Origin of the sequence: Clostridium sp. UBA871, assembly GCF_002295255.1 — a bacterium.
Taxonomy (GTDB): Bacteria; Bacillota; Clostridia; order Clostridiales; family Clostridiaceae; genus Clostridium_J; species Clostridium_J sulfidigenes.
This window is the reverse complement of the sequence record NZ_DBFV01000011.1, coordinates 297,054-320,623: the sequence shown is the minus strand read 5'-3', so window position 1 is coordinate 320,623 and position 23,570 is coordinate 297,054. Positions and strand designations below refer to the sequence as shown.

The following is a 23,570-nucleotide window of genomic DNA, read 5'->3' as shown; positions in this document are numbered from 1 at the left end:
GAAGAAGCTAAGAACTCTGTTTATTAAGCCTCTCCATTGAAAGGTTCATTTAATTCCTCAGTGCCCTTTAGAATAAATCTACCATTTTTAATTACTTCAATAACTTCCCCATCCTTTGTTATAGCATTTATAAACTCTAAGCTATCGTAAGGTATAGTTATATCTGTATGACATTGAGTATATGCACTCTCTATATCCGTTTTTCTAAGAATAGATTTTTCATTATCCTTAGCAATTATTTCTTTTCCATCAAAAGCATTATAAACTCTTTCATCTTCACTATAAGAATAACAAGTATCACCCACTGCAAAGTGTGGTCCCATCTTTTCTCCAATAAGGATAGGAAGTATAGGTACTATATTATGCTTCTGCGCTATAACATATGCTAAGGTGTTTGTACCTATTGCAAACTCACCAAGAGGTAAAGTTTTATTTGGGAACAACAGATTTTCCTCTACATACTTTTTATTTTTAGATTCTTCATCAAAATTAGAACAGTTATATTCAGCAATATATCCATCCTTAAATAAAAGTTCTAAGTTTATATATTTAAGGCCATCTAGGAAGATTTCTTCTAGATGTAGAAGTCCATTTGTTCCTTTTAACATTGGAGATGTAAATACCTCTCCAACCGGTATATTTACAGTGGCAATACAGTTTTCAAAGTTTGTTTCCTTTTCTGGATTGTTGATCTCCTGCATTTTAACCTTTATATCTGTTCTATTTCCATTGCAGCCCTTAACATGGATAAACTCACCCTTATCTAAAGCCCCAATAATATCATTTTGGATTCTTTCCCACTTGTCTGAATCAAGAGTATTTATCTTCATAGTATCAGCAAAGATTTCCTCAAAATTTTCTCCTATTTCTGGACTAGGGAAAGCTATAATAGTAAAGGTTGTTTCCTTAGATGGCATGTACTTATCTTGAATAGTTCTAAGTCTTACCGTTGCATTTTGGTAAACCTTACTTTGTTCTTCACTTAATTTTAAAGCTGTATTCTTGCTTTCAGGTGCAAACGGAACCTCTCCAAAGCTTTCAATAACTGCAATTCCTGAATACTTTCCTAAACCTTCTTTAAATCTTTCAAAGGTAGCTGTAAATCTTTCTTCTTTAACTTCTGCATAGTTTTTACTGAAGAATAAAGCATTATCAAATCTATGATCATAAGTAAACTGTTTATTTGCTTCAGTAGATTCTACCATTGCAAGGACAGGGGTTAAGTTGTATTTACCAAACTCCTTTATAACCTCTTTAACAATAGCCTCTTGACCAACAAAGTATATTAGTCTAACTGTAGACTTAATAGTGTAATCCTTCTTTTCTCTTATAAAGCTATCCATATATCCTTTAACCATGGTATATGCAATCTTGTTTACATCTTCATAGGTAGACAAAAATTTAGCTGTCTTTATTTCATTATCAGTTATATATTTTCCGTACTTAAATAAGTATCTTAAATCTTCTGCATTTGCTTCATCAACTATAGCTCTGTAATAACCCTTAGTATCTAAAGCTATATTATTAACCTTTTCCTCAGCTTCCATGTCTAAAATGCTAACTTCAAAATCCCTTATAAGCTCCATTAAACCATTAGCATTATCACCATTTTTAACTACGTAAGCATAGGCATCTGTAAATAGCTGTAGTAACTTTTCTATCTTCTCAGTCTTATGAGAAAATACTAAAGATATACATTCATTTAACCTATTATATAAATATGTAGCTATTTGGCCCATTTCTTTTCCTAGCTCTTTCACTGCATAGTCTGGGTTGCCGTAACTTGTTTTATAGTTGTCACCTAGTAAATCATTATAAATTTCATGATTTTCTTTTAAAAGTTCATCAAAGTCTTTCTTTTGAAAATACTCATCATTTAACTTTTCTTCTAAACTACATATTGAATATAGTTTTTCCCCCATTGTCTTAAAGAAAGTTAAATAATTTTTCCCCTGAGTATTTATTAAATATATTTCTTTTACTCCATTAAGATTACATATGTTCCTCATTTCATCCCCCACCCTTCTAAAAATATCCATAACAAAAACGTATCATATTCAGAAAATTAATACAATACTTTAGGCGATTTTTGTCATCGGGGTAAAGTGCTAAAAGATTAAACTCTACCCCAAAAATGTTTCCTTAATTTAACTTTATATTTAATTACTATGTTTAGTGCAGTTTTCGCAATCCCCAGAACAATTTAAACAATGAGTTTCTAATATACTCTTTAAAGAGCTAGAGCTACTACTATGAGATTTTGCTATACTGATATTCTTTCTTGCTGCCTCTTGCATAGCTGCATTAACCATTTTATGAGATACTGTGTTAGTAAACATTACTAATAAATCTGGACATCCTATTTGAGATTTAAAGCGACCTGGCATTTGTGTAAACACCTTAGCCTTACAATTATATTTATCGCATATCTTTTTATATTCAGAAACCATCCTATCATGACCACCAATTATTACTATACTCATTTCTTTACCTCCTAAAATTTATATTATTTATATAAGCTCTTATGTATATATAGCTATGTACTTCTAGAATTTTAAAATATTAAGATGTTATAATAAGAAATTTTAAAATGTCTAAGTATTTTAATTTTGCATATTTATGATGTTAACTATTTACATACTTAAATAGTTATATAGTTAGCTTCGGCTTACCTACTACTAAAATAAAATTAGGTAAATACTTAACTACCTTTAAGAAAGTGAGTTAGCCATTGCTTACTTAACTGTAAAAAGATAAGTTAGCATCAACTAACTTATCTTTCAGTTTACTACTAAAGCTATGTTGTGTCAATATAACTTTAGTATAAAGTTCTTATCCTAACATTATCAAGTTGCAATGAAATACAAAAATTCCTTCTTGTAATTATCAAACTAATTAATCTTTTCTCATTAAAAATTCCAAAGCAATTTTATTTCTATTTAATATATTTTCGTGGTGGTCATAATCATCCCAAACCATTTCTACATTTTCTTCTCCTATATGTTTCTTAAATATTCCATAGGACATACTAGAAAACTTAGGCATGTCCTTCTGAATTGTAGTCTTGCTATGTCCCTCCTTTCTTCCAGCAATAATAATAAGTCTAAAATCATCATTTACTAAAATTTCTTCCTGAATAAATTTAATCCATCCATCATACCATTGAGATGCACATATACTTGCTACCTTACTATAATTATCATTTTTGAAAACTGAATATAAAGAAATCAAAGCTCCAAGAGAATGTCCCATAATTTTTCTATCATTCTTATTACTGCTTACTCTAAACTCTTTTTCAATATAGGTTTGTAAATCGCTTATTAAAAATTCTAAGTATTCATCCCCCATGCCCTCAAATGGATGAAATCTTTCATGGTTAGATTCTGCTGCCCAAGGGGTATATTCATTTAATCTGTCAAAAGGTGTAATTCCAATTATTATATGTTCCTCTAAAGATTTATTTTCAAATTTATCTTCTATTTCATCAATTATTCCACCTAAAAACTTTCTAAATTTATCACCATCATGAACATAAACTACAGGATATTTTTTATCAGATATATCATACTCCCATGGTAAATACATGAAAATCTCTCTATCAAAAACTGTCCTCGTTAAAATTCTTCCTCGCATATCTTCTACCCTTTCTTTAACTTGCTTGGAGTAACTCCAAAATTTTTTTTAAATAACCTACTAAAATAGAATTCATCATTATAGCCAATCTTTTTTGAAACTTCCTTTACTGCAAAACCTTCATTTAATAACTTGAATGCAGCAGTCATTCTGCATTGGATTAAATAATCTATGGGACGAATATTTAAATACTTATTGAATAAGTATGATATTCTATTAGCTTTCTCTCCATATTTTTCTGAAAGCGTGCCTAATGTAATCTCTTCCATATAGTTTTGTGAAATAAATTCACTTACATCTATGGTAAAATCTTTTTCACTTAATCCCTTTTTGTAGTTATGATCAGTAAAGAGTTCTCTTAAAAATAATGAGGTTTGTATTTGAAGATTTACTTTCGATGTTAATTGTTGTTTTGAAGATATTTCTTTAAGCTCATACAAGGATTTCAATATCTCGTCATAATTTATTACGTCAAATTCGAAGGTTGAATTCATATAAGAATCAGGCTTAATACATTTATCTGCCATATAATAGATATTCATATATTCAAATTCTTCATCTCCTAAAACCTTAAAGGATATGTTTTTATTTTTACATCCATGAATCACCTTTCCTCTTTCAGCAATATAGACCTCATTATCAAACTCTATTTGGGCTCTTCCTCTTATAGTAAAAATGAATGCTGAGAGATTAGTTGTATAACCATTTTTCGATGACATAGAATTCTTGATAAACCTTTCTATTCTAAAAACTTCAAAAGTATTTTTTCTAAATTCTTTTAATAAATCACCTTTATTAACATTTTTCAAGTAAATAGGCTCCTTTCAATACATATAACTTTAAATAATTGTCCATGTTTTTATTTTAGTATATTCTATTACGATTTTTTCTATATTATAATAGTTAATGAAATTGATAATTATTATCATTTAATTCTCTAGAATAAGTTTACCTCATTTTTAGTAGGAGTTCAAGAAAGGATGTTAAATGTGAAAGATATTTTAAATGCTTCTTATGAGAAAAACCAAAAGATAAAAAAATCCTTCAATTTATTTATCTTAGGCTTAATTATATTATTATTTATTTCTGTAATTTTATCAGTATCCTTTGGTTCACTTAGAATAAAACCTTCTGTATCCTATAGCATAATCTTAAATGAACTATTTGGATTATCCTTAGGTGATGCTGCCAAAGTAAGTAATATATCTACTTATAATGTTATTTGGTTAATTAGAATGCCTAGAGTTTTACTTGCAATTGTTGTTGGAGCTGGACTTGCTGTATGCGGAACAATAATGCAGGCAACTGTTCAAAACCCTCTAGCTGAGCCATATATTTTAGGAATTTCTTCTGGTGCATCACTAGGTGCAACCTTCTCTATAATGTTAGGATTGGGCTCATTTAGTCTCTTTTCCATAAGCAGTGTATCATTTTGGGCATTTTTAGGTGCTTTAAGTGCCTCTATCTTGGTATTGGTATTATCCTCAATGGGAAATAAAATGTCATCTTCCAAATTAGTCCTTTCTGGAACTGTAGTCAGTGCATTATGTACATCTTTATCTAATTTTATAATTTCTATTGCTAGTAATGCTGAAGGTATGCAAACGGTAAAATTCTGGACAATGGGTTCTTTGGCAACTGCTAAGTGGCAAAATATAGGTTTTGTAATTTTAGCTGTAACTATATGTTGTTTATTTTTCTTAACTCAAGGAAGAACTTTAAACTTAATGTTAATGGGTGATGAAGCCTCAATGACTTTAGGGCTTAATTTAAATTTATACAGAAAAATTTATATGATAATCACATCATTACTAACAGGTATTTTAGTAGCTAATTGCGGGATTATAGGCTTTGTAGGATTAATAATTCCCCATATTTCAAGATCTATAGTTGGGTCTGATCATAAAAGGCTAATTCCAACTTCAATACTTTTAGGTTCTATATTCTTAATTTGGGCTGATGTTTTTGCTAGAATAATCATCCCTAATGCTGAATTATCCATTGGTATTATTACTGGTTTAGTTGGAGCACCCTTCTTTGTTTACATTTTATTGAGAAAGGGCTTCGGATATGGAGATAAGTAGGTGATTTTAATGGATTTGAAAATTAAAGAATTAAGGGTGAATTTATCCAAAAAAGAAATTGTAAAAGGAATTGATTTAGCAGTTACAAGTAATAAGTTCATAGGCTTAATAGGTCCAAACGGGAGTGGAAAATCAACATTATTGAAAGCTGTTTATGGTGTAATAAAGCCAACCTTTGGAGATGTTTTTATATCTGATAAGGATATAAAAAATTACAACAAAAAATCTCTTGCTAAAACTCTTGGAGTGGTTAGCCAATTTAACAATATTAACTTTGATTTTAAAGTTATAGATATAGTTCTAATGGGTAGGGCTCCTTATAAAGGTTTATTAGAGCAGGATAATAAAAATGATTATGATCTTGCACTTAAAGCTTTATCTCAAGTTGGAATGATAGATTTTGCTCAAAAAAACTTCAGCCTATTATCTGGAGGGGAAAAGCAAAGAGTTATATTGGCTAGAGCAATAACTCAAAACCCTAAAATATTAATTTTAGATGAGCCCACTAATCATCTAGATATAAAGTATCAACTAGAAGTTATGTCAATAGTTAAAAATTTAAATATATGTGTTTTAGCTGCTTTGCATGATTTAACATTAGCTTCTCAATTTTGTGATGAGCTTTATGTTTTGAAAGATGGAGTTATTGTGTATAACGGGATTCCAAATGAAGTTATAACAGAAAAAACAATTAAAGAAGTATATGATGTTGAATCTATTGTTCACATAAATCCAGCTACTAAAAAGCTTTCTATTGAATACTTACCACCATCATTACATTAAACAAAAACTATAACTAATTATTCTATTATATAAAAATTAAAACTTTTAATATGAAAATCGAGAGGAGAATTATCATGAATAAAAAAACTTTACTTTTACTTACATCATTAGCTCTATCTGCTGTAGTCTTTGTAGGCTGCAGTAATAAAACTGAAAATGTAGACTCACCATCAAAGCAAGAGCAAACTAGCACTTCTACAGCTGCATCAACTAATAAAACAACTTATCCAATAACCTTTGATGCTTTTGATTCTGAAGGAAATGTGTACAAACAGACTTTTAATGAAGCTCCAAAGAAAGTTATAACTAATAATCAAACTTCAACTGAACTACTTTTAACTTTAGGGTTAAAGGATTCTATAATTGGAACAGGTGACTTAGATACTCCTATGTTAGAAAATTTAAAAGCAGACTACGAATCTATACCTGCAATTGCTAACAAAGGTGATGTTGCTAAAGAAGTTGTTGTTGGCTCAGGTGCAGATTTAGTAATCGGAAGATCTGCTTCATTTAAAGATGATAGATATGGTTCAATACCAAGTTTAAATGAAGTTGGTATTAATACTTACGTTCAATTGGCAAGTAAAATGAATGCCCATATTTCTTTAGACACAATTATTCAAGATGTTAGGAACGTAGGTACTATGTTCGATGTTCAAGATAAAGCTAATAAATTAGCTGACTCACTTCAGAATTCATTTGATAACATTAAATCAAAAGTTCCAACCACTAGTGAAAGAAAAAAGGTTATGCTAATAGTTAATTATAATGGAGAATCCTTTACTGCTTATGGTGCTAATGCTTCATTACAAAAGGAAATGTTAAATGTGTTAAATTCGGATAACGTTATTGAAAAAGGGGGTTCTATATCATTAGAAAATATAATTTCTTCTAACCCTGACCATATTGTTTATGTAACAGCAAATAAAAATGCTTCAGTAGATGTTGATGCCGTAGATAGGCTATTAGCCGAACCTACACTTCAAAGTGTTGAAGCTATAAAGAATAAAAATATCGTTTCTGTTGAATACACTGAACTTATGGGATATGGCTACAGAACCTTCGATTGCTTAGAAAAATTGGCTAAAGACTTCTATCCCGAAATATTTAAAAGCTAAAATGTAAAAAATGCTTAGTGTTGACTCACTAAGCATTTTTATTATAGAATAAATAGATTTGTATAAACACAAATTTATCTACTCTCTTTTTTATTGTTATATAATACTATAGATGATTTCTAATTACTTGATTTTATGCGTATCCACACATCATCATATACCTTTTTCACATAACTAGGAAAATCCACATAGATTTCATATCTATCCATTATTTCTTTAGTCATATATGTATTAAATATATTGTTTTAAGCAAAACAGGTACAACCGTCCTTTTCTACCATTATCAACTGCTAAAACACTAAATTTCAACTTCTATTTCAGAAATATTTAATGCTTTTCCACCTACTCTGACTTCTTCAATCTTATCTCCTAGAGTTGATAATGAGACCAATATCTCTGAAGGTTTGTCCATAGAATAACCTTGTTCAATTATAACATTATCTACAGTTTGTTGGCTTAATGCACCATATTTTAGCATATAGCAAGCTAGTGCTCCATTTGAAGTACCAGTGGCAGACTCTTCAGGTATGCCATAAAGAGGTGCAAGATTTCTAGTGTGAGCATTTGAATTATGTAACGATTCAAGTGTAAACAGATGATACCCTACAACATCATATTTTTTGCTGATTGCAGCTACCTTTTCAAAATCAGGTTTAATGCTACTTAGAATGCTTAAATCTTTAATAGGAACAATAATATCTTTCAAACCAGTAGATACAATTTGTAATGGGAAATTTGCATCTATTTGAGCTACAGAAATATTCAACGAGCCTGCAATTTCTTCTCTGTCTAATGTCTCAAAGAAAGTCGGAAGTGACTGATTCATAATAATTGACATATCTTCCTTAACATATACGTTAAGAATGCCTGCCTTTGTTTCCTGTGTATAGTGTCCTGGTGTAATACGTTTTTCACTTAATAGCATGTAAAATGCGCCTATAGTTGCATGTCCGCAAAGGTCTACTTCTTCTGCAGGAGTAAAAAAGCGTACTTTAAAATCTGCTAAATTTGAATTCATTACAAAAGCAGTCTCGCTAAAACCTATTTTTTCAGCAATTTTTTTCATATCTGCTTCGGATAGGTGATCAGCATCAAAAACAACTGCTGCCGGATTTCCACCCTCCATGGATTTTGCAAATGAGTTTAAAGTAAAAGCTTTAATTTTCATTTTCATTCTTTGGAGAAGATGTCATGGAGCATCTTCTCCTCAAACCTACCTTTCTTAAATATTAATATTATTAATAACAAATTTTATCAAAAATATTATGTACGGGTATTGGAAAGCTGATGTGGGGGATGGCTATTGTTACAACAACTTTATTTTAGATCCAATACCCATAGATAATGCTTTGTTATATATCAAATCTGCCAAAGTATTATCCTGAATACCCATTCCTGTGGCATCAAAAATTGTGACCTGGGTGTCATTATCCCTTCCTTGCTTACTCTTAAGCAAAACTTCTCCTAACTCAGCGTAAATATCCGTGGTTTTTATGTCTCCGGACATAATCGCATTTCTTGTCTCACCGCGTTCCACACACTGATATATTGAATCAACATAAATTTTTGATCGACTAAATATTTTAGGATCAAGCTCCTGTTTACCAGCCATATCAGCACCTATGGCAATAATATGAGTACCTTCCTTTATCCATTCATCTTTGACAATCATATTTTTGCTTGGTGTCGTCGTTACAATGATATCAGCATCAATAACAGCATCTTTTGCAGTTTCACATGTTTCAACTAATAAATTAAGTGATTTAGAGATTTCTTCTCTATATGCTGCTAATAATTCAGTATTAGTGTCCCAAACTTTTACAGATTCAATATTCAAAACTTCGCATATAGCTTTGAGTTGCATACGAGCTTGATTTCCAGAACCAATGATAGCCACTTTCTTAGAATTCTTTCTTGCTAAAAGGCGAGCAGATAATCCACCAGCAGCACCTGTCCTATATCCAGTAATCAAACTTCCATCCATTATACATAACGGATAACCGGTTTTCCCATCAATCAACATAATTGTTGCCAGCATCGTTGGCAAATTATAAACCTTTGGATTATCCCAATATCCAGATGCACTTTTTATACTTATGAATTGATTAGATTTCGAATAGCATGTCTTTATATCAAGTTCTCCATTGTTTTCTTCATCTTCTATTGATACAATAGGTGGCTGAATAACCATATTACTGCAGTAGTCTGTATATGCTTGTTCAACAGAAGCTATTGCATCTTTCATATTGATAAGCATTCCTACATCTTGTTTTGATAAAATCAATGTCTCCATCTAATCACCTACACGTATTTTTTTCAATCAAATATTCCTCGAACTTCTTAAGGCTTTCTTCAAAATTATCTCTACCATAACCCATTCTAAAATATTGTCCTTTAAATCCATAAATACTTGATGGAAGTAAAAGTACACCTTTTTCTGCAACAAGTGTTTCACAGAAATCATGAATTGGCATTTCTATATTCATCTTATGAAAAGCCACTGGGCCTGCCATTGGTCTGTTATATTCAAAAAGATCTGAATATTTACTAAAGAACTTATCAGCTATTTTAAGGTTTGATTCAATTATACTTCTATTTTTATTAAGTATTTCATCACTATGTTTAAGTGCAACCATAGAAAGATATTCAGATGGTGCACTTGTACAAATACTTGTATAATGCTTCATTTTTTTCATTTTTTCAATAATTTCAAGGTCTTTTGTAGCAATCCAACCAAGTCTTAATCCCGCTAAACCATATGCCTTAGACATAACACCAAGAGAAATTCCTTTTTCATAACAGTCTGCAAACCATGGACGCTTTTCTCCATCTAATTCTACACCTTTATAAACTTCATCGCAGAAAACATATAAATCATATCTTCTTGCTATTTCAACTATCTTTTCTATTTCTTCTTTTTTCAAAGTATAACCAGTTGGATTATTTGGGCTATTCAAGCAGATAAGCTTAGTGTTTGGTTTTATCATGTCTTCTAATTTATCTATATCAATTGTCCAACCATTCTCACCTTGTTCCAATGACCATTTTGAAACTTCACAACCTATTGAATTTGGAACTTCGAATGATGACTGATAAATAGGGAACTGACATATTACATGATCACCTTTTTCCAATAACACGTTGGCAAAATTAAATATTGGTTCTTGAGCTCCTGCATGCACTACTATTTCTTCAGGTGTAATTGTAGAATATAAACTAGATATAACCTCCCTAAGATATGGGCTTCCAGCCACTTCAGTATATCCAAGCCCTCCATTTAAAAATTCTTCTTCAGCACCAGGTTCATAAGCAAGTAATTCTTTCATACTCATAGAAGCACAATCTGATTGCGTAAGTAAATATGGTGCTGAAAACTCATGCTTTCCAAAAAATACTTCTAATTTAAAATCTCTTAATTTCATACTATAATCATTCCTTTCTTGAATTTATTATAATAATACAATATAATGACTATAAAATATCCAACCAAAGAAAATATAATACCCATCCAAGTTAGCAAAAGGAGCAAATTATGAGTACCAAATTTAATGAAACTGTAATAATAAATTGGAAACCCGATAAGAACTCAGATATTACTTTAACAAAGCAAATAATTGGATATCTTAAAGAACGAATTGCAAAAGGGGATTGGGTAGTTGGTCAAAAGCTACCATCTCAACGTAAAATGGCCGAGTTATTTGAAGTAAACAGAAGCACAATAGTTGAGGCTCTATCTGAACTGACATCACTTGGCATTATTGACTCCTCCTTTGGTAAAGGCACAACCATAGTAAATAATACATGGTCTCTTCTTATTGACAGCAGTACACCCGATTGGAAAAATTACATAGAACATGGGATACATAGACCCAATAATCCAATAATACAAGCTATGTATAAATTCGAATTTATTGAACCAATAATTCGTCTTGGAACAGGAGAAATGTCACCAGATCAATTTCCTCATGATATGATGACTGATGTTCTTAAAAGAGTATCTGATCGAAATGTTTCTTATAATTATTTAGGTCCGCTTGGCCTATATGAACTTAGAGTTGAATTATGTAAGTATCTAAAAAAATTCAATTTACAGGTAGAACCATCACAAGTTTTAATAGTATCAGGCTCACTTCAAGCTCTGCAACTTATTTCTCTTAGTATACTAGGACCAAATTCTGTTGTCCTCGTAGAAGAGCCATCATATATTAAATCATTGAGAGTTTTTGACTTCTCAGGTATTACCATGAGAAATGTTCCTATGGATAAAGATGGTATAATGCCATGGATGATAGATGATACTATATTAAAAAAGGGAAAGTCTATACTATATACAATTCCTACATTTCATAATCCAACTGGAATTACTATGAGTGAGAATAGACGAAGTGAATTGCTTAGATGGTGTAAATCAAATCGACTTCCAATTATTGAAGATGATGTTTATAGAGAATTATATTTTGATGAGGCTACTCCCCTTCCAATTAAAGCAATAGACAATACTGGAAATGTTCTTTACATGGGAAGCGTATCTAAATCACTAGCACCAGGCTTTAGAATTGGATGGATAGTAGGTCCTGAATCTATTGTAGAGCGTCTTGGAGACATAAAAATGCAAACTGACTATGGTGCAAGTTCATTATCCCAATGGATAATGAATGAATGGTTTAATAGTGGACTATACGATATTCATATTCAAACACTTAGAAAACAACTAAAAGAAAGATGTTCTTTTATGCTTCATTTACTTGATTTATATTTTTCTGATATTGCAACTTGGAATATTCCTAAAGGCGGTTTCTATATATGGTTGAAATTAAATAAACCTTTGTCTATAGATAAGGTTTTTGATCAAGCACTTAAAGAGAATGTATTAATTAATCCTGGTGATATATATAGTTTTAAGAAAAATAATTGTATACGTCTTTCTTACTCTTATGCATCAAATCAAGATATGGAAGAGGGATTGAAAAAACTTTCTGTAATTATTAAAAGAATAATAAATTAATTATTAAAAACTCCTAAGTTTTTCTAACCTAAATAGTACGGCTGCACATGATAATTAGGTTATCATGTACAGCCATTTTTATAAGCCCGTTACTTTTACTGGTATCTGTGTTTCACTGAAATAATCCTCTGTATTTCTTTCATTCCAAGGCCCTTTTATAGCAACTTGGCGGAACATATTGTTTCTGTAACATCTAATTACTTGATTTTATGCGTATCCATGCATCATCATATACCTTTTTCACATCACTAGGAAAATCAACATAGATTTCACATCTATCCATTATTTCTTTAGTCATATATGCATTAGGATTATTTCTAACTTCCTCTGGTTGTTCAAGTCTTGCTTCTTTATTAGGAGTTGTATACCCTATTTCATCAGCTATTCTTAATGCACTTTCCTTATCACTTACAAAGTTTATGAACTTTTCAGCGCCATCAACATTTTTAGCATTATAAGGTATGCATAAACTATCAATCCAGAAGTTTGCCCCTTCCTTAGGTACTACATAAACTAAATTAGTGTATTCAGCTTGAAGATTTAATCCCTCTCCAGACCAAATCATGTTTATATCAGACTCTCCTGCTGGAATCATTACAGTTCCATTATCAATCCCATATATTGGATTAACTAATTTCCTTTGATTTAATAGTAGCTCTTTAGCTTCTTCAATTTCTTTTGGATCAGTTGAATTTAAAGAATATCCAAGTTTCTTTAAAGCCACTCCTATGGTGTCTCTATAGGTATCAAACATAAAAATCTTATCTTTATACTTTTCATCCCATAATATATCGAAGCTATCCACTTCTTCTTTTACTACATCTTTATTATAAATAAGTCCTACTGTTCCAAACATATAAGGAACTGAATATTTATTACCTGGATCTATTTCTAGATTTAAATAGGCTTCATCCATTTGAGATATATTAGGTATATTATCTTTATTTAATTCTTGAACAAACTTACTTTTTATCATTCTAGGCATTAAAACATCAGATACTAATATAACATCATAGTTCACACCGCCCTGACTAATTTTTTGATACATAGTTTCCATATCATCAAAGGTTTCTACATTAACCTTTATGCCATATTCATTCTCAAATTCTTTTACAGTTTCTTCATCTATATTTTCACCATAATTGAAAAAGCTTATTTCTTTAGAAGAATCTTTACTACAACCTGCAAAAACCACCAACATCATTAAAAGACATGTTGATAGGCTCAATAATTTAAATAATTTTTTCATACTACACTTCCTCCCACATGATTTTATATATTATTTAAATCCTAAATATTCTTTCGGATTATAACATTATTTTAAATATATGTCTAATTGTATAGTATTTATTATTTAATTCATCTAATAGCCCTAAGAAAAAATATTGGAATGTGCTAAGTTACAGAGTATACTTATTTTCATTGACAGTACCATATTTTTTTCGAGCATCAAAAAATAGTTGTATCAAACTCTGATAATATGGTATAAATTCACCACTATCTATCATTGAAAATATCTCTTCTTTAGACGCCCACTTCACTTTCTGAACTTCTTCATACTGCAATGATAGTTCATCGATATCAACATCTTGTTCAATTAAATAAATATCATCAAATCCATTGTTAAAGTTCATGGTAATATGAGGTCTAATATTTTTAAAATCTACTCTTAACCCAATTTCCTCAAACAATTCCCTTTCAGCTGCTGATTGGCTTGTATCACCTTTTATAGCACTTCCACCTACTGTTATATCCCACATATTTGACCAACCTTCTTTGAAAGGTTGTCTCTGTTGAATTAGCATCTCACCATCTGAATTAAAAACACATACATGCACAACTAAATGATAATTATTTTTTTCAATAGGTTCACCTCGAACCATAGTTTCATTTGTTTTATTTCGATTAATATCATATACATCCCAAAGTTCCATATTCATACCTCCCATAATATATATTATTATATCTACTGATAAGTTTATTATATCTCATTACTTATGTTACAGTATTTTCACGTATAATAACAGCCCTAGTTAAGTCATATCAATGCCTAAGGCTAGAAATTGTACTTGGTCTTAAAGGAAACTCGACTCACTTCGTTCGCTGAGTAAGTTCGCCTAACTAAATCAAAGATTTGGAGGCTTACTTATGATACGATTCACTGTAATTGGCATAACGTAGACTTTTTAGTCAAAAACAATTTATATCCACAAATTATTAAAGGCTTCTAAATTTTTTCTAATTTAAATAAAGTGGCTGCACATAATGATAACTAAATCATCATGTACAGCCATTTTTTTAAGCTTCTTTATTTTTTTACTGGTATCTGTATTTCACTCAAATAATCCTCTTTATTCCCTTCATTCCAAGGTCCTTTTATAGCAACTTGGCGTGGATTTCCAACTATACTATATCCATTTTCCTCAATCCAATTTCCTAAAAAGTTGTATGCTGGTGCTAAATTAGAATAATCTCCTGGAACTAATATACTAACAGCTTTCTCCACTACTTCAGTTTCCTTGAATATAAACTCATTTTCATTCTCAATAAGCTTGTCAACGCCCATTACTACCTCTACATCAACTTCACCTTCTTTATAGTCCTCATCGTGATAAGTAGCATAAGCAATGTCGTTGCAATGAATGTTTTTTGATACAATGTATTTATCTAACCTTTCCCAAAGCATGCCTTCTGCATTATAAGCTGGTATAGTATCCCTCAAAGAAATAACCTTGTAACTAGGTATTGATTTTAATGTAACATTGTAACTCATATTAACCCTCTCCTTTTTCATATCCTTAATGGCGAAGTTGATTTTTTCAAGTCTTATTTCCTCAGCTCTTATATTATCCTTAATTTCTTCACCTTTCACTTTTAAAATATCTTCTAGCTTTTCCTCAGACTTTTCCTTCATACATACTGCTATATCAGCCACATTAAAACCCATATCTCTCAATGATACTATTAGGTTAATATCTGAAATCTGTTTTGCCGAATAATATCTATAACCTGTGAAGTCATCAATTTTAGAAGGCTTAAAAAGTCCAACTTCATCATAATATCTGAGCATACGGACAGATACCCTGGTCAACTTAGAAAAATCTCCAATCTTGAACATAAAATCAACTCCTATAAATTACTGCCATTCGAATGACATCTTTAGAATAATGCCTAACACCATGTGAGAGTCAATATTATATCCCTATATCTTTCCAACTTATTTTAAAGCTGATTTTCCAAATAATTATATTAATTACAAAAAGAGTTGCTATAAATGCTCCTATAAAGGTAATATTATTTCTAATTATTATGTGTATTGCAGCAAATATCCCAATAAGCACAAATGTAATCGCCCCTGGGCCTATAAGCTTACCACTATCAGTTGAAGCAAATTTCACACTAAAAGGCATCATCTTATTTGATAGTTTAAAATAAACTAATGATGATATTAAAAGGACTAAAAACATTACAATTAAGTCTAAGATTATTGATGGTCCCTTTAATATTAAAAACACTATAGCCGTAAATAAATAAACTGGTATAACTAATTTAAATAAGGTTCCTTTTATTGCTCCTTTTAATATTACTCCTGGATCTTTTATTGGTAATACCTTATATATAAATGCACCTTTATAATTATCACTATTGTTTATATAAGCAGTGCAGAAGCATAGCATTAATACAGTTAAATACATTAATAAATGTACTTTTCCACCATAGCTTGTTTGAATAGTTTCAATAAAGGATTTATCTCTATCTGTAAAAATAAATAAAACTGGCATAAATACAGCCATTGAAAGAGAAGGATATACCTTAAGTTTAAAGTTTCTTTCTGTAGATATCATATTTTTAGTAAATGTAAACATGCTTTTTTCAACTTTATCTTTGCAAATTATTCCCGCTATAAAATCTTTTCTTATTTTATCTCCACCTCTTATAGCTCCCCCATTATCATTTAGTTTTTGAAGGTTCTTTTCAAAATATGGTACTACCTTCTTAACATAAAGGATAATTAGTATTACTGGAGCTAATATTGCCATTACAGATAAAAATATTAAAAAAGGATTTCTATTTCCATCTATTAATATTCCAAAAGGAGCTGCAAACCACATAGATGGAACTAAACTATGCCAAAGCTTAGGTACATAGATAGCCGTAATATCTATAGTAGTAAAAAATCTATTAAATAACTGATACCCAAAAGTAAATAAAAATGCTAATAATATTTGAAAGTAATTTATAATATCCTTTAGCTTTTCTCCATCAAAGAACTTTAAAACTAAAGTATATAAAAATGCTGTTATTACTACAACTAATAAAGCTATTAGTATATTTTCCAAAAAAAATATTGGTAAAAATATCACTCCATATTTTACTGTTCCAAAAATTAAAGGCATTAAATTAAGAGACAAAGATATACCAAGTAGATACATACATATATGAGTAAGCTTTGCCGCATTAAAGGTTCTACTATTTACAGGCTTTGGTAATAGTATGTTTTTTTCCTTTACATCTAATAAAACAGCTGAAAAATCTGATATCATAAGTGATACCATCATAAATAGATTTACACCTATAATAATATTTATATTTTTTAAAGCTGGCATATCAGCTAACATTAACATTCCAATAAAAATGCTTAAAAATCCGTTAAAAAGAAGTAGTTGCTTATAATTATTCTTATCTTTATTTTCGGAAGACTTATTATTATTTGTCAAAACAGTACTTACTCTGCGTCCATCCATAGTTAATTTTATTTGCAAAATCATTCGCATAATATCATAATTAACACCAGCTTTTTTATACAGGGCTTTAAATTTATCTAATAGTCTTAATATGGTAAATTCATTCATAGCTATACCTCTTGAACTAAAGACACAAACTCTTTAGCAATTTGTCCATGTTCATTAAATCCTGTTAATTCATTGAATACTTCTTCTAAAGAGTTTTCCTTTTCACTATTTTTAAGCTCCTCAAAACTTCCATCTGCAGCTATTGTTCCATTATCAATAAGTACAATTCTATCACTTACCTTCTCCACAACATCCATTATGTGTGAAGAATAAAATATAGTTTTTCCTTCCTTTGCAAGACTACTCATAACTTCTTTAAATATCATTACACTATTAGCATCTAGTCCACTTAAAGGCTCATCAAAAAATAATATATCTGGATTATGAATTAAACTACATATTATTAGTAGCTTTTGCTTCATTCCTTTTGAATATGAAGATATTCTTGAGTTTATAGCTCCTTCAATTGTAAATAACTTCATAAGCTTTTTTGCTTTTTTAATAAGGGTATCTTGATCTATGCCATATACTCCACCTAAAAAGCTTATATATTCAAATGCAGTTAAATTTTCATATATATCAGCAAGCTCTGGAACATATCCAATTTTCTTCTTGTACTCTACACTTCCATTACTTATATCTTGTCCTAATATTTTTACCTGTCCTGTATAGCCTTCTATTATACCAAGCATTATTTTTATAGTTGTACTCTTACCAGCACCATTAGTTCCTATATATCCTATTATTTGTCCTCTCTGTATCTCTAAATTTATTCCATTTAAGACACGTTTATCTCCAAAGTTCATTTTAAGATCTTTAATTGATATTATACTCTCTAAATTCTCCATAAGCTTTTCCACCTCAAAACACAACATGTGCAAAATTAATATTTTGTTTAGGCATCTGAAAATAAATAATAAGTCAAAGATGGAAAGTATATTTTGAGTTAGACAAGGAAACAGGTTCCGCAGATAGTAGCACTATCTAAGGGTTCTGTTGACGCAGTATAACACAAAATAGACGANNATTCTGACTTATTTATTTTTTGAAGATGCCTTGTAACTTATACACTAATATAGTACCAAATAAATGATTTATTGTAAAATAAAGGTTTATTCATGGAAGATAAGGTAGACTTATTTTAAAGCCTACCTGTCAAAACTTTATTTTCTCAAACCTTTAACTTCTTATATATTATTTTAAATACGATTATCTCTTATCTTTATTTGAATTTCTTATTGAGTACTTTACCCATACATTAAATATAAGAAGTATTCCTATAACAAGACAACCTGCACTGATAGCTTTAATAAATCCAGCAAAAAATTGTTCATAAGCTTTTATACCTGGTTTATATATTCCAGAATAAATTACTGTAATAAATGATATCAATAATGCACATAATCCCCCAACTAATGATTCATTTCTTTTTAGCTTTTGAATTTCACTAAGTAATAAAATTGTATTTTTATTATTTTCCACCTCTTCATTTTCCTGTTCAATAAATTCACCCTTTAGCAATTCATTAACTGAAACCTCCAACACTTTACTTATTTCTTCAAATAATGAACTATCGGGCATACACTTACCACATTCCCACTTTGAAACTGCTTTATCAGTTACATTCAGATATTCTCCAAACTCTGCTTGAGTCATTTTTTTATTTTTTCTAGCTTCTGTTATAAATCGTCCAATTTTTTGTGTATCCATAATAACACCTCCCTTTAATAATATGATAATCCAAAAGCTACTATATTCAAACCCACCAAAGGTAGAGTATATAGAATATAAGTAGAATATAGTAATTTCACTATTTATTACTGTTTGTAATATCATTTTTATATGGTGAATTTGATTACTTAACACATTTTAACTTTACATATCAACTCTTTACTCACTTATTTGTGATACAGTTCTCCGTATCAGTTGCAGATGATAATACTTTTAGTACATCCGTTAGTAGTATTACGAAAAATCGCATAATTCACTTTCTTGAATTACGCGATTTTTAACTTAAAATTATTTAATTGCAGTTTATTTTTTGAGTATCTACGTTAATACTTATAACTTTGGTTCTGTATGCCAAATCCTTCATAGTTATTAATTCATGACTTTTTTAGTTGCAAGTGATATTTATCCACTCAACTTCCTATTGTAATATATCTAATAAGAAAGTTAACTAAAAATCAAATCAGCTGACAATTTTATAATAAACTCGTGAAGTGAGAAAATAAACAATAGCATAGAAAATAGCAAAGACAAAAATTGTTCCTGCTGTGCAGATTGCAAACAATGTAACATTAGTAAGATTTAATACTGCAAGAAGCTTCACGATAACCTTGAAGGCAAAGGCAATATGAATAATTGCTGTTACAACTGGCAGGAAGAACACCATAAGCACTTGGTTACCAATTGATTTTTTAATCTCTTCTTTGCTCATGCCAACCTTCTTCATAATTTCAAAGCGCTCCTTATCATCATAGCCTTCTGAAATCTGCTTGTAGTATATAATAAGCACCGTAGCCATAATAAATAGTGCTCCAAGGAATATCCCCAAGAAGAAAAGTCCTCCGTATAGAGAAAAGAAGGATTCTCTGGATTCTTCCAAGCCTTCACAACGTGCATCAATAGATAATTGCTTTATTTTGCTATTAATTTCATTAGTTAAAGCAATTTCCTTTTCCGCATTATCATCAGTATCAAAGGAAAAGTAATAAGATAAATCCTCCATTTTGCCATCATCCTGAGTGCTAGAAGCATATATTTTTTCAATTGTCTTTTCATCAGGTACGATAATAAAGTAGCCATTAGTAACTACTGCGGAGGCTATTCCATCCACTGTCATGCTATTTATACGTTCTTTTATTTTAAACTCATTGCCTAAAATATTAATGCTGTCTTCGGCTATTTCTCCTCTATAAGTAAAGAGCAGCACTTCATTTTCCTTTAAAGTAATAGATTTATTTTCCAAGTCATTATATTCACTTAGTGGTACAAACTCTATGAAGCCTAAATTGTTTGCGTCCAAATCACTGCCATTATCTGTGAAATAATTCTTATCTTGTATCATAGCTAGAGATGAAGATCGGTATTTAACTATATTTTTCAAAGTAATATTATCTTTGTCTGATTGCTCTTTTATAATATTATTAATCATTTCTGCCTTTTCTTTTGATATATTTTTTGCGCTTATTGAAATATCTCTTGGATATCTTGTTCTAAGCACATCCTCCATACCAATATACAGCGACACTGTTGTAGATAACATCACTAAAACAGTAGTTGAAAGAATACAAATGTTAGCGAGCCCTACTGCATTCTGTTTCATACGATAAATCATTCCAGACACATTTATAAAATGATTGGTCTTATAATAAAACTTCTTATTTTTTCTAAGGATTTTTAAAAGGGCAATACTTCCTGCAGTAAATAAAGCCCAAGTTCCTATCATAACAAGAATTGCTGCCAGAAAGAACATATTAAGTGCAGCTAGAGGTGATTCTGTAGTTAAGGCAATATAGTAGCCTGCTCCAAGGCTGAGAATTCCAATTAAAGTAAGAATCCACTTTGTTTTTGGCTCCTTTTCACCAACTTGACCTCCCTTAAGAAGCTCAACAGGTTTTGCAAGATGAATTTGTCTCATATTATTTATAAGAGTTAAAACAAAAATAAAGCCAAAGAGAATAACTGTTTTAACTATGGAGTTAGTTGATATAATAAACCCCATTGGCACCTTAAATTGTAAAATCTTAAGAAGTATTAAAAACATAAGCTTGCTTACTGCAATTCCAGATATCAGTCCCAATATCATGCTTATAATTGCCACGAAAAGGGTTTCCCAAAACAACAACTTAGCAATATGCTTTTTCTCCATACCCAAAATATTATATAAACCCAGCTCTTTTTTACGCCTCTTTATAAGAAAGCTGTTTGTATAAAAAAGAAAAATCACTGAGAAAAAACCAATAACATAAGTGCCTAAATTGAGTATTATTTTAAGTTCCCTTCCCCCAGACATACTGTTTAATCCATCATTTACTGATATAAAATGCATGATATAAAACATGGCAATAGTGCTTATACACGTTAGTATATATGGAAAATATGTCTTTCCATTCTTTTTAATATTATTTACAGCTAGCTTTTGATAGAACATCTTACTCATTTTTTACACCGCCTGTAGCAATTATAGTAAGTGTATCGGAAATTTTTTGATACATTTCTTCTTGGGACATGGAAGCTCTATATAGCTGATGAAACACCTCTCCATCTTTTATAAAAAGCACACGGCTTGCATGGCTGGCTGCTTTAGTACTGTGAGTAACCATTATTATGGTTTCTCCTTCTTTATTTATATCATTAAACAAGTGAAGAAGCTCATCACTTGAATGAGAATCCAATGCTCCAGTAGGCTCGTCTGCAAGAATAAGCTGGGGATTAGTAATTAATGCCCTAGCAACGGCAGCTCTCTGCTTTTGACCTCCAGAAACCTCATAAGGATATTTTTGTAAAATATCTTCTATTCCAAGTTTCTTTGCAATAGGTTTTAAACGATTATCCATTTCATTAAAGGACTTACCAGATAAAACAAGGGGCAAAAATATATTATCCTGCAAAGAAAAGGTATCAAGAAGATTAAAGTCTTGAAATACAAAGCCTAAATTATCACGACGAAACTTAGAAATTTCCTTTTCCTTAAGATTCATACTGCTTATACCGCTCAGCACCACCTCGCCGCTTGAGGGCTTATCTAGTGCTGCAATAATATTTAAAAGGGTAGTCTTACCTGACCCAGACTCCCCCATGATAGCTAAGTACTCACCCTTCTCAACTGAAAAGGATACATCAGATAAAGCCTGAACATGGTTTGTACCAAAACGGCTGGTATATATTTTTTTAAGTTTTTTTACTTCTAATATTGACATAATTTTCTCCTTTCACTCGAAACACTGAATAGCCTGCCTTACTCGTTGCCTTTTAGGCACTTGTTAATTTAGGGCACCCATCAAAGTTTATTTAGTACTGTTATATCCTAACTTCTTATCATGTTCAGTATAACAAAAGGAAGAAATGTATGCCTTAACTTTGGCTTACATTTCTTCCTTTAACCTTACACAGTTGTAAGGCTGCATCAAAATCTTATTCTATTTGCACTTCAATTGTTGCCAGATTGATCATTACTTTTGTCCCTTCATCAACCCTGGAGTCTATAGCTATGCTGTGAGATAGCTTACTTAAAATCTGCTTGCATAAATATAATCCAAGTCCTGTAGACTTTTTATCCCATCGACCATTATAGCCTGTAAAACCTCTTTCACATATACGATTTATGTCTTCTTCCCTTATGCCAATACCCGTATCTTCTATTACAAGAGTCTTTTCACTGTAATTATCCATGTATATTGAAATAGTTCCCACTTTAGTATACTTCAATGCGTTTGATAGAATCTGCTCAATGACAAATACCAGCCACTTTTCATCCGTTAAAACCTCACAGCTTAATTCTTTAAAATCTAACTTAATTTTCTTTCTTACAAACATCCTTGCATATTTTCGTACTGCCTGCTTTACTATATCATCGAGACTGTATTTTTTTAACACAAGGTCAGAAGACATGCTCTCAAGTCTTAGATACTGCAGCACAAACTCTACATACTGCTCAATCTTAAAAAGCTCCATAGAAAGCTCTGAGTTTAGCTCACTTTCCGACCACTGAAGAATTAGACCCATCGCTGAAATAGGTATCTTAATTTGATGTGCCCATAAAGTATAGTAGTCTATTAAATTACTTCGACTCATATCTGCACTATGAGCGATCTGAATATTATTGCTATAGAGGGTAGTAAGAAGACCCTTATAGTCCTTTTCAATTATATCTTTAGGCTCAGGGAGTTTATCAAAGCTTAAGGTAATGTTGCTTTTTAAATCTTGAAGCAATTTATGTCTATTATATAATCCTATAAAATCTATTATAAGGAAGATAACACATATGCATGCACATAGTACACTAGCATAAACTACTGGCTCTACAGGAAGATTATATAAAGAAAATACAAGTGCAAAGATGGTACAAAACAAACCTAATAGAATAATTCCTTTAACACGCACTTTGAAATAGGAAATCATAAAATTAAAAACCTCTATTTTCTTCATA

At 30.6% G+C, this 23,570-nt stretch carries 20 protein-coding genes; 4 read left to right on the top strand and 16 right to left on the bottom strand.

The annotated features are described in order from the left end of the window. Nucleotides 1-23: 23 nt before the first annotated feature. The 4 genes from B3086_RS14730 to B3086_RS14715 all read right to left on the bottom strand — a co-directional run bounded on the left by B3086_RS14730 (nucleotide 24) and on the right by B3086_RS14715 (nucleotide 4,442). Nucleotides 24-2,009, bottom strand: a complete 1,986-nt coding sequence (locus B3086_RS14730) for an aminopeptidase (protein WP_346878418.1) — start codon at nucleotides 2,007-2,009, stop codon at nucleotides 24-26. A gap of 150 nt (nucleotides 2,010-2,159) precedes the next feature. Next, the gene (locus B3086_RS14725) at nucleotides 2,160-2,483 is read right to left on the bottom strand and encodes a DUF2325 domain-containing protein (RefSeq protein ID WP_346847171.1); all 324 of its coding nucleotides are present in this window, start codon (nucleotides 2,481-2,483) and stop codon (nucleotides 2,160-2,162) included. A gap of 412 nt (nucleotides 2,484-2,895) precedes the next feature. Continuing rightward, on the bottom strand, nucleotides 2,896-3,633 hold the full coding sequence (locus B3086_RS14720; protein ID WP_346877688.1) for an alpha/beta hydrolase: 738 nt from the start codon (nucleotides 3,631-3,633) through the stop codon (nucleotides 2,896-2,898). A 5-nt stretch (nucleotides 3,634-3,638) separates the two neighbouring features. After that, the gene (locus B3086_RS14715; protein ID WP_346878416.1) at nucleotides 3,639-4,442 is read right to left on the bottom strand and encodes an AraC family transcriptional regulator; all 804 of its coding nucleotides are present in this window, start codon (nucleotides 4,440-4,442) and stop codon (nucleotides 3,639-3,641) included. Nucleotides 4,443-4,622: 180 nt separating this feature from the next. On the opposite strand from B3086_RS14715, the gene B3086_RS14710 reads away from it, so the two are divergent. From B3086_RS14710 to B3086_RS14700, 3 genes are all read left to right on the top strand, one after another. After that, a complete protein-coding gene (locus tag B3086_RS14710) occupies nucleotides 4,623-5,717 on the top strand; it encodes a FecCD family ABC transporter permease (protein WP_414632294.1) in 1,095 nt (364 codons plus the stop codon). Between the two features lie 9 nt (nucleotides 5,718-5,726). Next, the gene (locus tag B3086_RS14705; RefSeq protein WP_346891713.1) at nucleotides 5,727-6,500 is read left to right on the top strand and encodes an ABC transporter ATP-binding protein; all 774 of its coding nucleotides are present in this window, start codon (nucleotides 5,727-5,729) and stop codon (nucleotides 6,498-6,500) included. A 74-nt stretch (nucleotides 6,501-6,574) separates the two neighbouring features. Then, nucleotides 6,575-7,618 carry an ABC transporter substrate-binding protein gene (locus B3086_RS14700; protein WP_346893755.1) on the top strand — a complete coding sequence of 348 codons (1,044 nt, stop codon included), beginning with the start codon at nucleotides 6,575-6,577 and terminating at the stop codon, nucleotides 7,616-7,618. 298 nt (nucleotides 7,619-7,916) lie between these two features. Here the strand turns inward: B3086_RS14700 and B3086_RS14695 are convergent, their stop codons facing one another. The 3 genes from B3086_RS14695 to B3086_RS14685 form a co-directional block, all read right to left on the bottom strand. Then, nucleotides 7,917-8,786, bottom strand: a complete 870-nt coding sequence (locus B3086_RS14695) for a PhzF family phenazine biosynthesis protein (protein WP_312654290.1) — start codon at nucleotides 8,784-8,786, stop codon at nucleotides 7,917-7,919. Nucleotides 8,787-8,924: 138 nt separating this feature from the next. Further along, nucleotides 8,925-9,911: an ornithine cyclodeaminase family protein gene (locus B3086_RS14690; protein ID WP_346847165.1), complete on the bottom strand. Its 987-nt coding sequence runs from the start codon at nucleotides 9,909-9,911 to the stop codon at nucleotides 8,925-8,927. 4 nt (nucleotides 9,912-9,915) lie between these two features. Further along, the gene (locus B3086_RS14685; RefSeq protein ID WP_346893753.1) at nucleotides 9,916-11,040 is read right to left on the bottom strand and encodes an aminotransferase class I/II-fold pyridoxal phosphate-dependent enzyme; all 1,125 of its coding nucleotides are present in this window, start codon (nucleotides 11,038-11,040) and stop codon (nucleotides 9,916-9,918) included. A gap of 110 nt (nucleotides 11,041-11,150) precedes the next feature. On the opposite strand from B3086_RS14685, the gene B3086_RS14680 reads away from it, so the two are divergent. Beyond that, nucleotides 11,151-12,623 (top strand): PLP-dependent aminotransferase family protein, encoded by a 1,473-nt coding sequence (locus B3086_RS14680; protein ID WP_346893751.1) that lies wholly within the window; start codon nucleotides 11,151-11,153, stop codon nucleotides 12,621-12,623. Between the two features lie 193 nt (nucleotides 12,624-12,816). Here B3086_RS14680 and B3086_RS14675 read toward each other — a convergent pair whose 3' ends face one another. The 9 genes from B3086_RS14675 to B3086_RS14635 form a co-directional block, all read right to left on the bottom strand. Beyond that, on the bottom strand, nucleotides 12,817-13,872 hold the full coding sequence (locus tag B3086_RS14675) for a spermidine/putrescine ABC transporter substrate-binding protein (protein WP_346878415.1): 1,056 nt from the start codon (nucleotides 13,870-13,872) through the stop codon (nucleotides 12,817-12,819). 151 nt (nucleotides 13,873-14,023) lie between these two features. Then, nucleotides 14,024-14,557: an NUDIX hydrolase gene (locus B3086_RS14670; RefSeq protein ID WP_346878414.1), complete on the bottom strand. Its 534-nt coding sequence runs from the start codon at nucleotides 14,555-14,557 to the stop codon at nucleotides 14,024-14,026. Nucleotides 14,558-14,931: 374 nt separating this feature from the next. Continuing rightward, nucleotides 14,932-15,741: a MerR family transcriptional regulator gene (locus tag B3086_RS14665; RefSeq protein ID WP_346878413.1), complete on the bottom strand. Its 810-nt coding sequence runs from the start codon at nucleotides 15,739-15,741 to the stop codon at nucleotides 14,932-14,934. A 76-nt stretch (nucleotides 15,742-15,817) separates the two neighbouring features. Further along, nucleotides 15,818-17,476 (bottom strand): hypothetical protein, encoded by a 1,659-nt coding sequence (locus tag B3086_RS14660; RefSeq protein ID WP_346893749.1) that lies wholly within the window; start codon nucleotides 17,474-17,476, stop codon nucleotides 15,818-15,820. Nucleotides 17,477-17,478: 2 nt separating this feature from the next. Continuing rightward, nucleotides 17,479-18,264, bottom strand: coding sequence for an ABC transporter ATP-binding protein (locus tag B3086_RS14655; protein ID WP_346893747.1), 786 nt, complete (start codon nucleotides 18,262-18,264; stop codon nucleotides 17,479-17,481). Between the two features lie 361 nt (nucleotides 18,265-18,625). Continuing rightward, complete coding sequence (locus B3086_RS14650; protein WP_312654316.1) at nucleotides 18,626-19,126, bottom strand: helix-turn-helix transcriptional regulator; 501 nt, start codon at nucleotides 19,124-19,126, stop codon at nucleotides 18,626-18,628. A 481-nt stretch (nucleotides 19,127-19,607) separates the two neighbouring features. Next, a complete protein-coding gene (locus tag B3086_RS14645) occupies nucleotides 19,608-21,581 on the bottom strand; it encodes an ABC transporter permease (RefSeq protein WP_346878411.1) in 1,974 nt (657 codons plus the stop codon). Next, a complete protein-coding gene (locus B3086_RS14640) occupies nucleotides 21,574-22,341 on the bottom strand; it encodes an ABC transporter ATP-binding protein (protein ID WP_346847151.1) in 768 nt (255 codons plus the stop codon). The genes B3086_RS14645 and B3086_RS14640 overlap by 8 nt, the downstream gene beginning before the upstream one ends. Before the next feature lie 214 nt (nucleotides 22,342-22,555). After that, the gene (locus B3086_RS14635; RefSeq protein ID WP_346893745.1) at nucleotides 22,556-23,569 is read right to left on the bottom strand and encodes a sensor histidine kinase; all 1,014 of its coding nucleotides are present in this window, start codon (nucleotides 23,567-23,569) and stop codon (nucleotides 22,556-22,558) included. Between the last annotated feature and the right edge of the window lies 1 nt (nucleotide 23,570).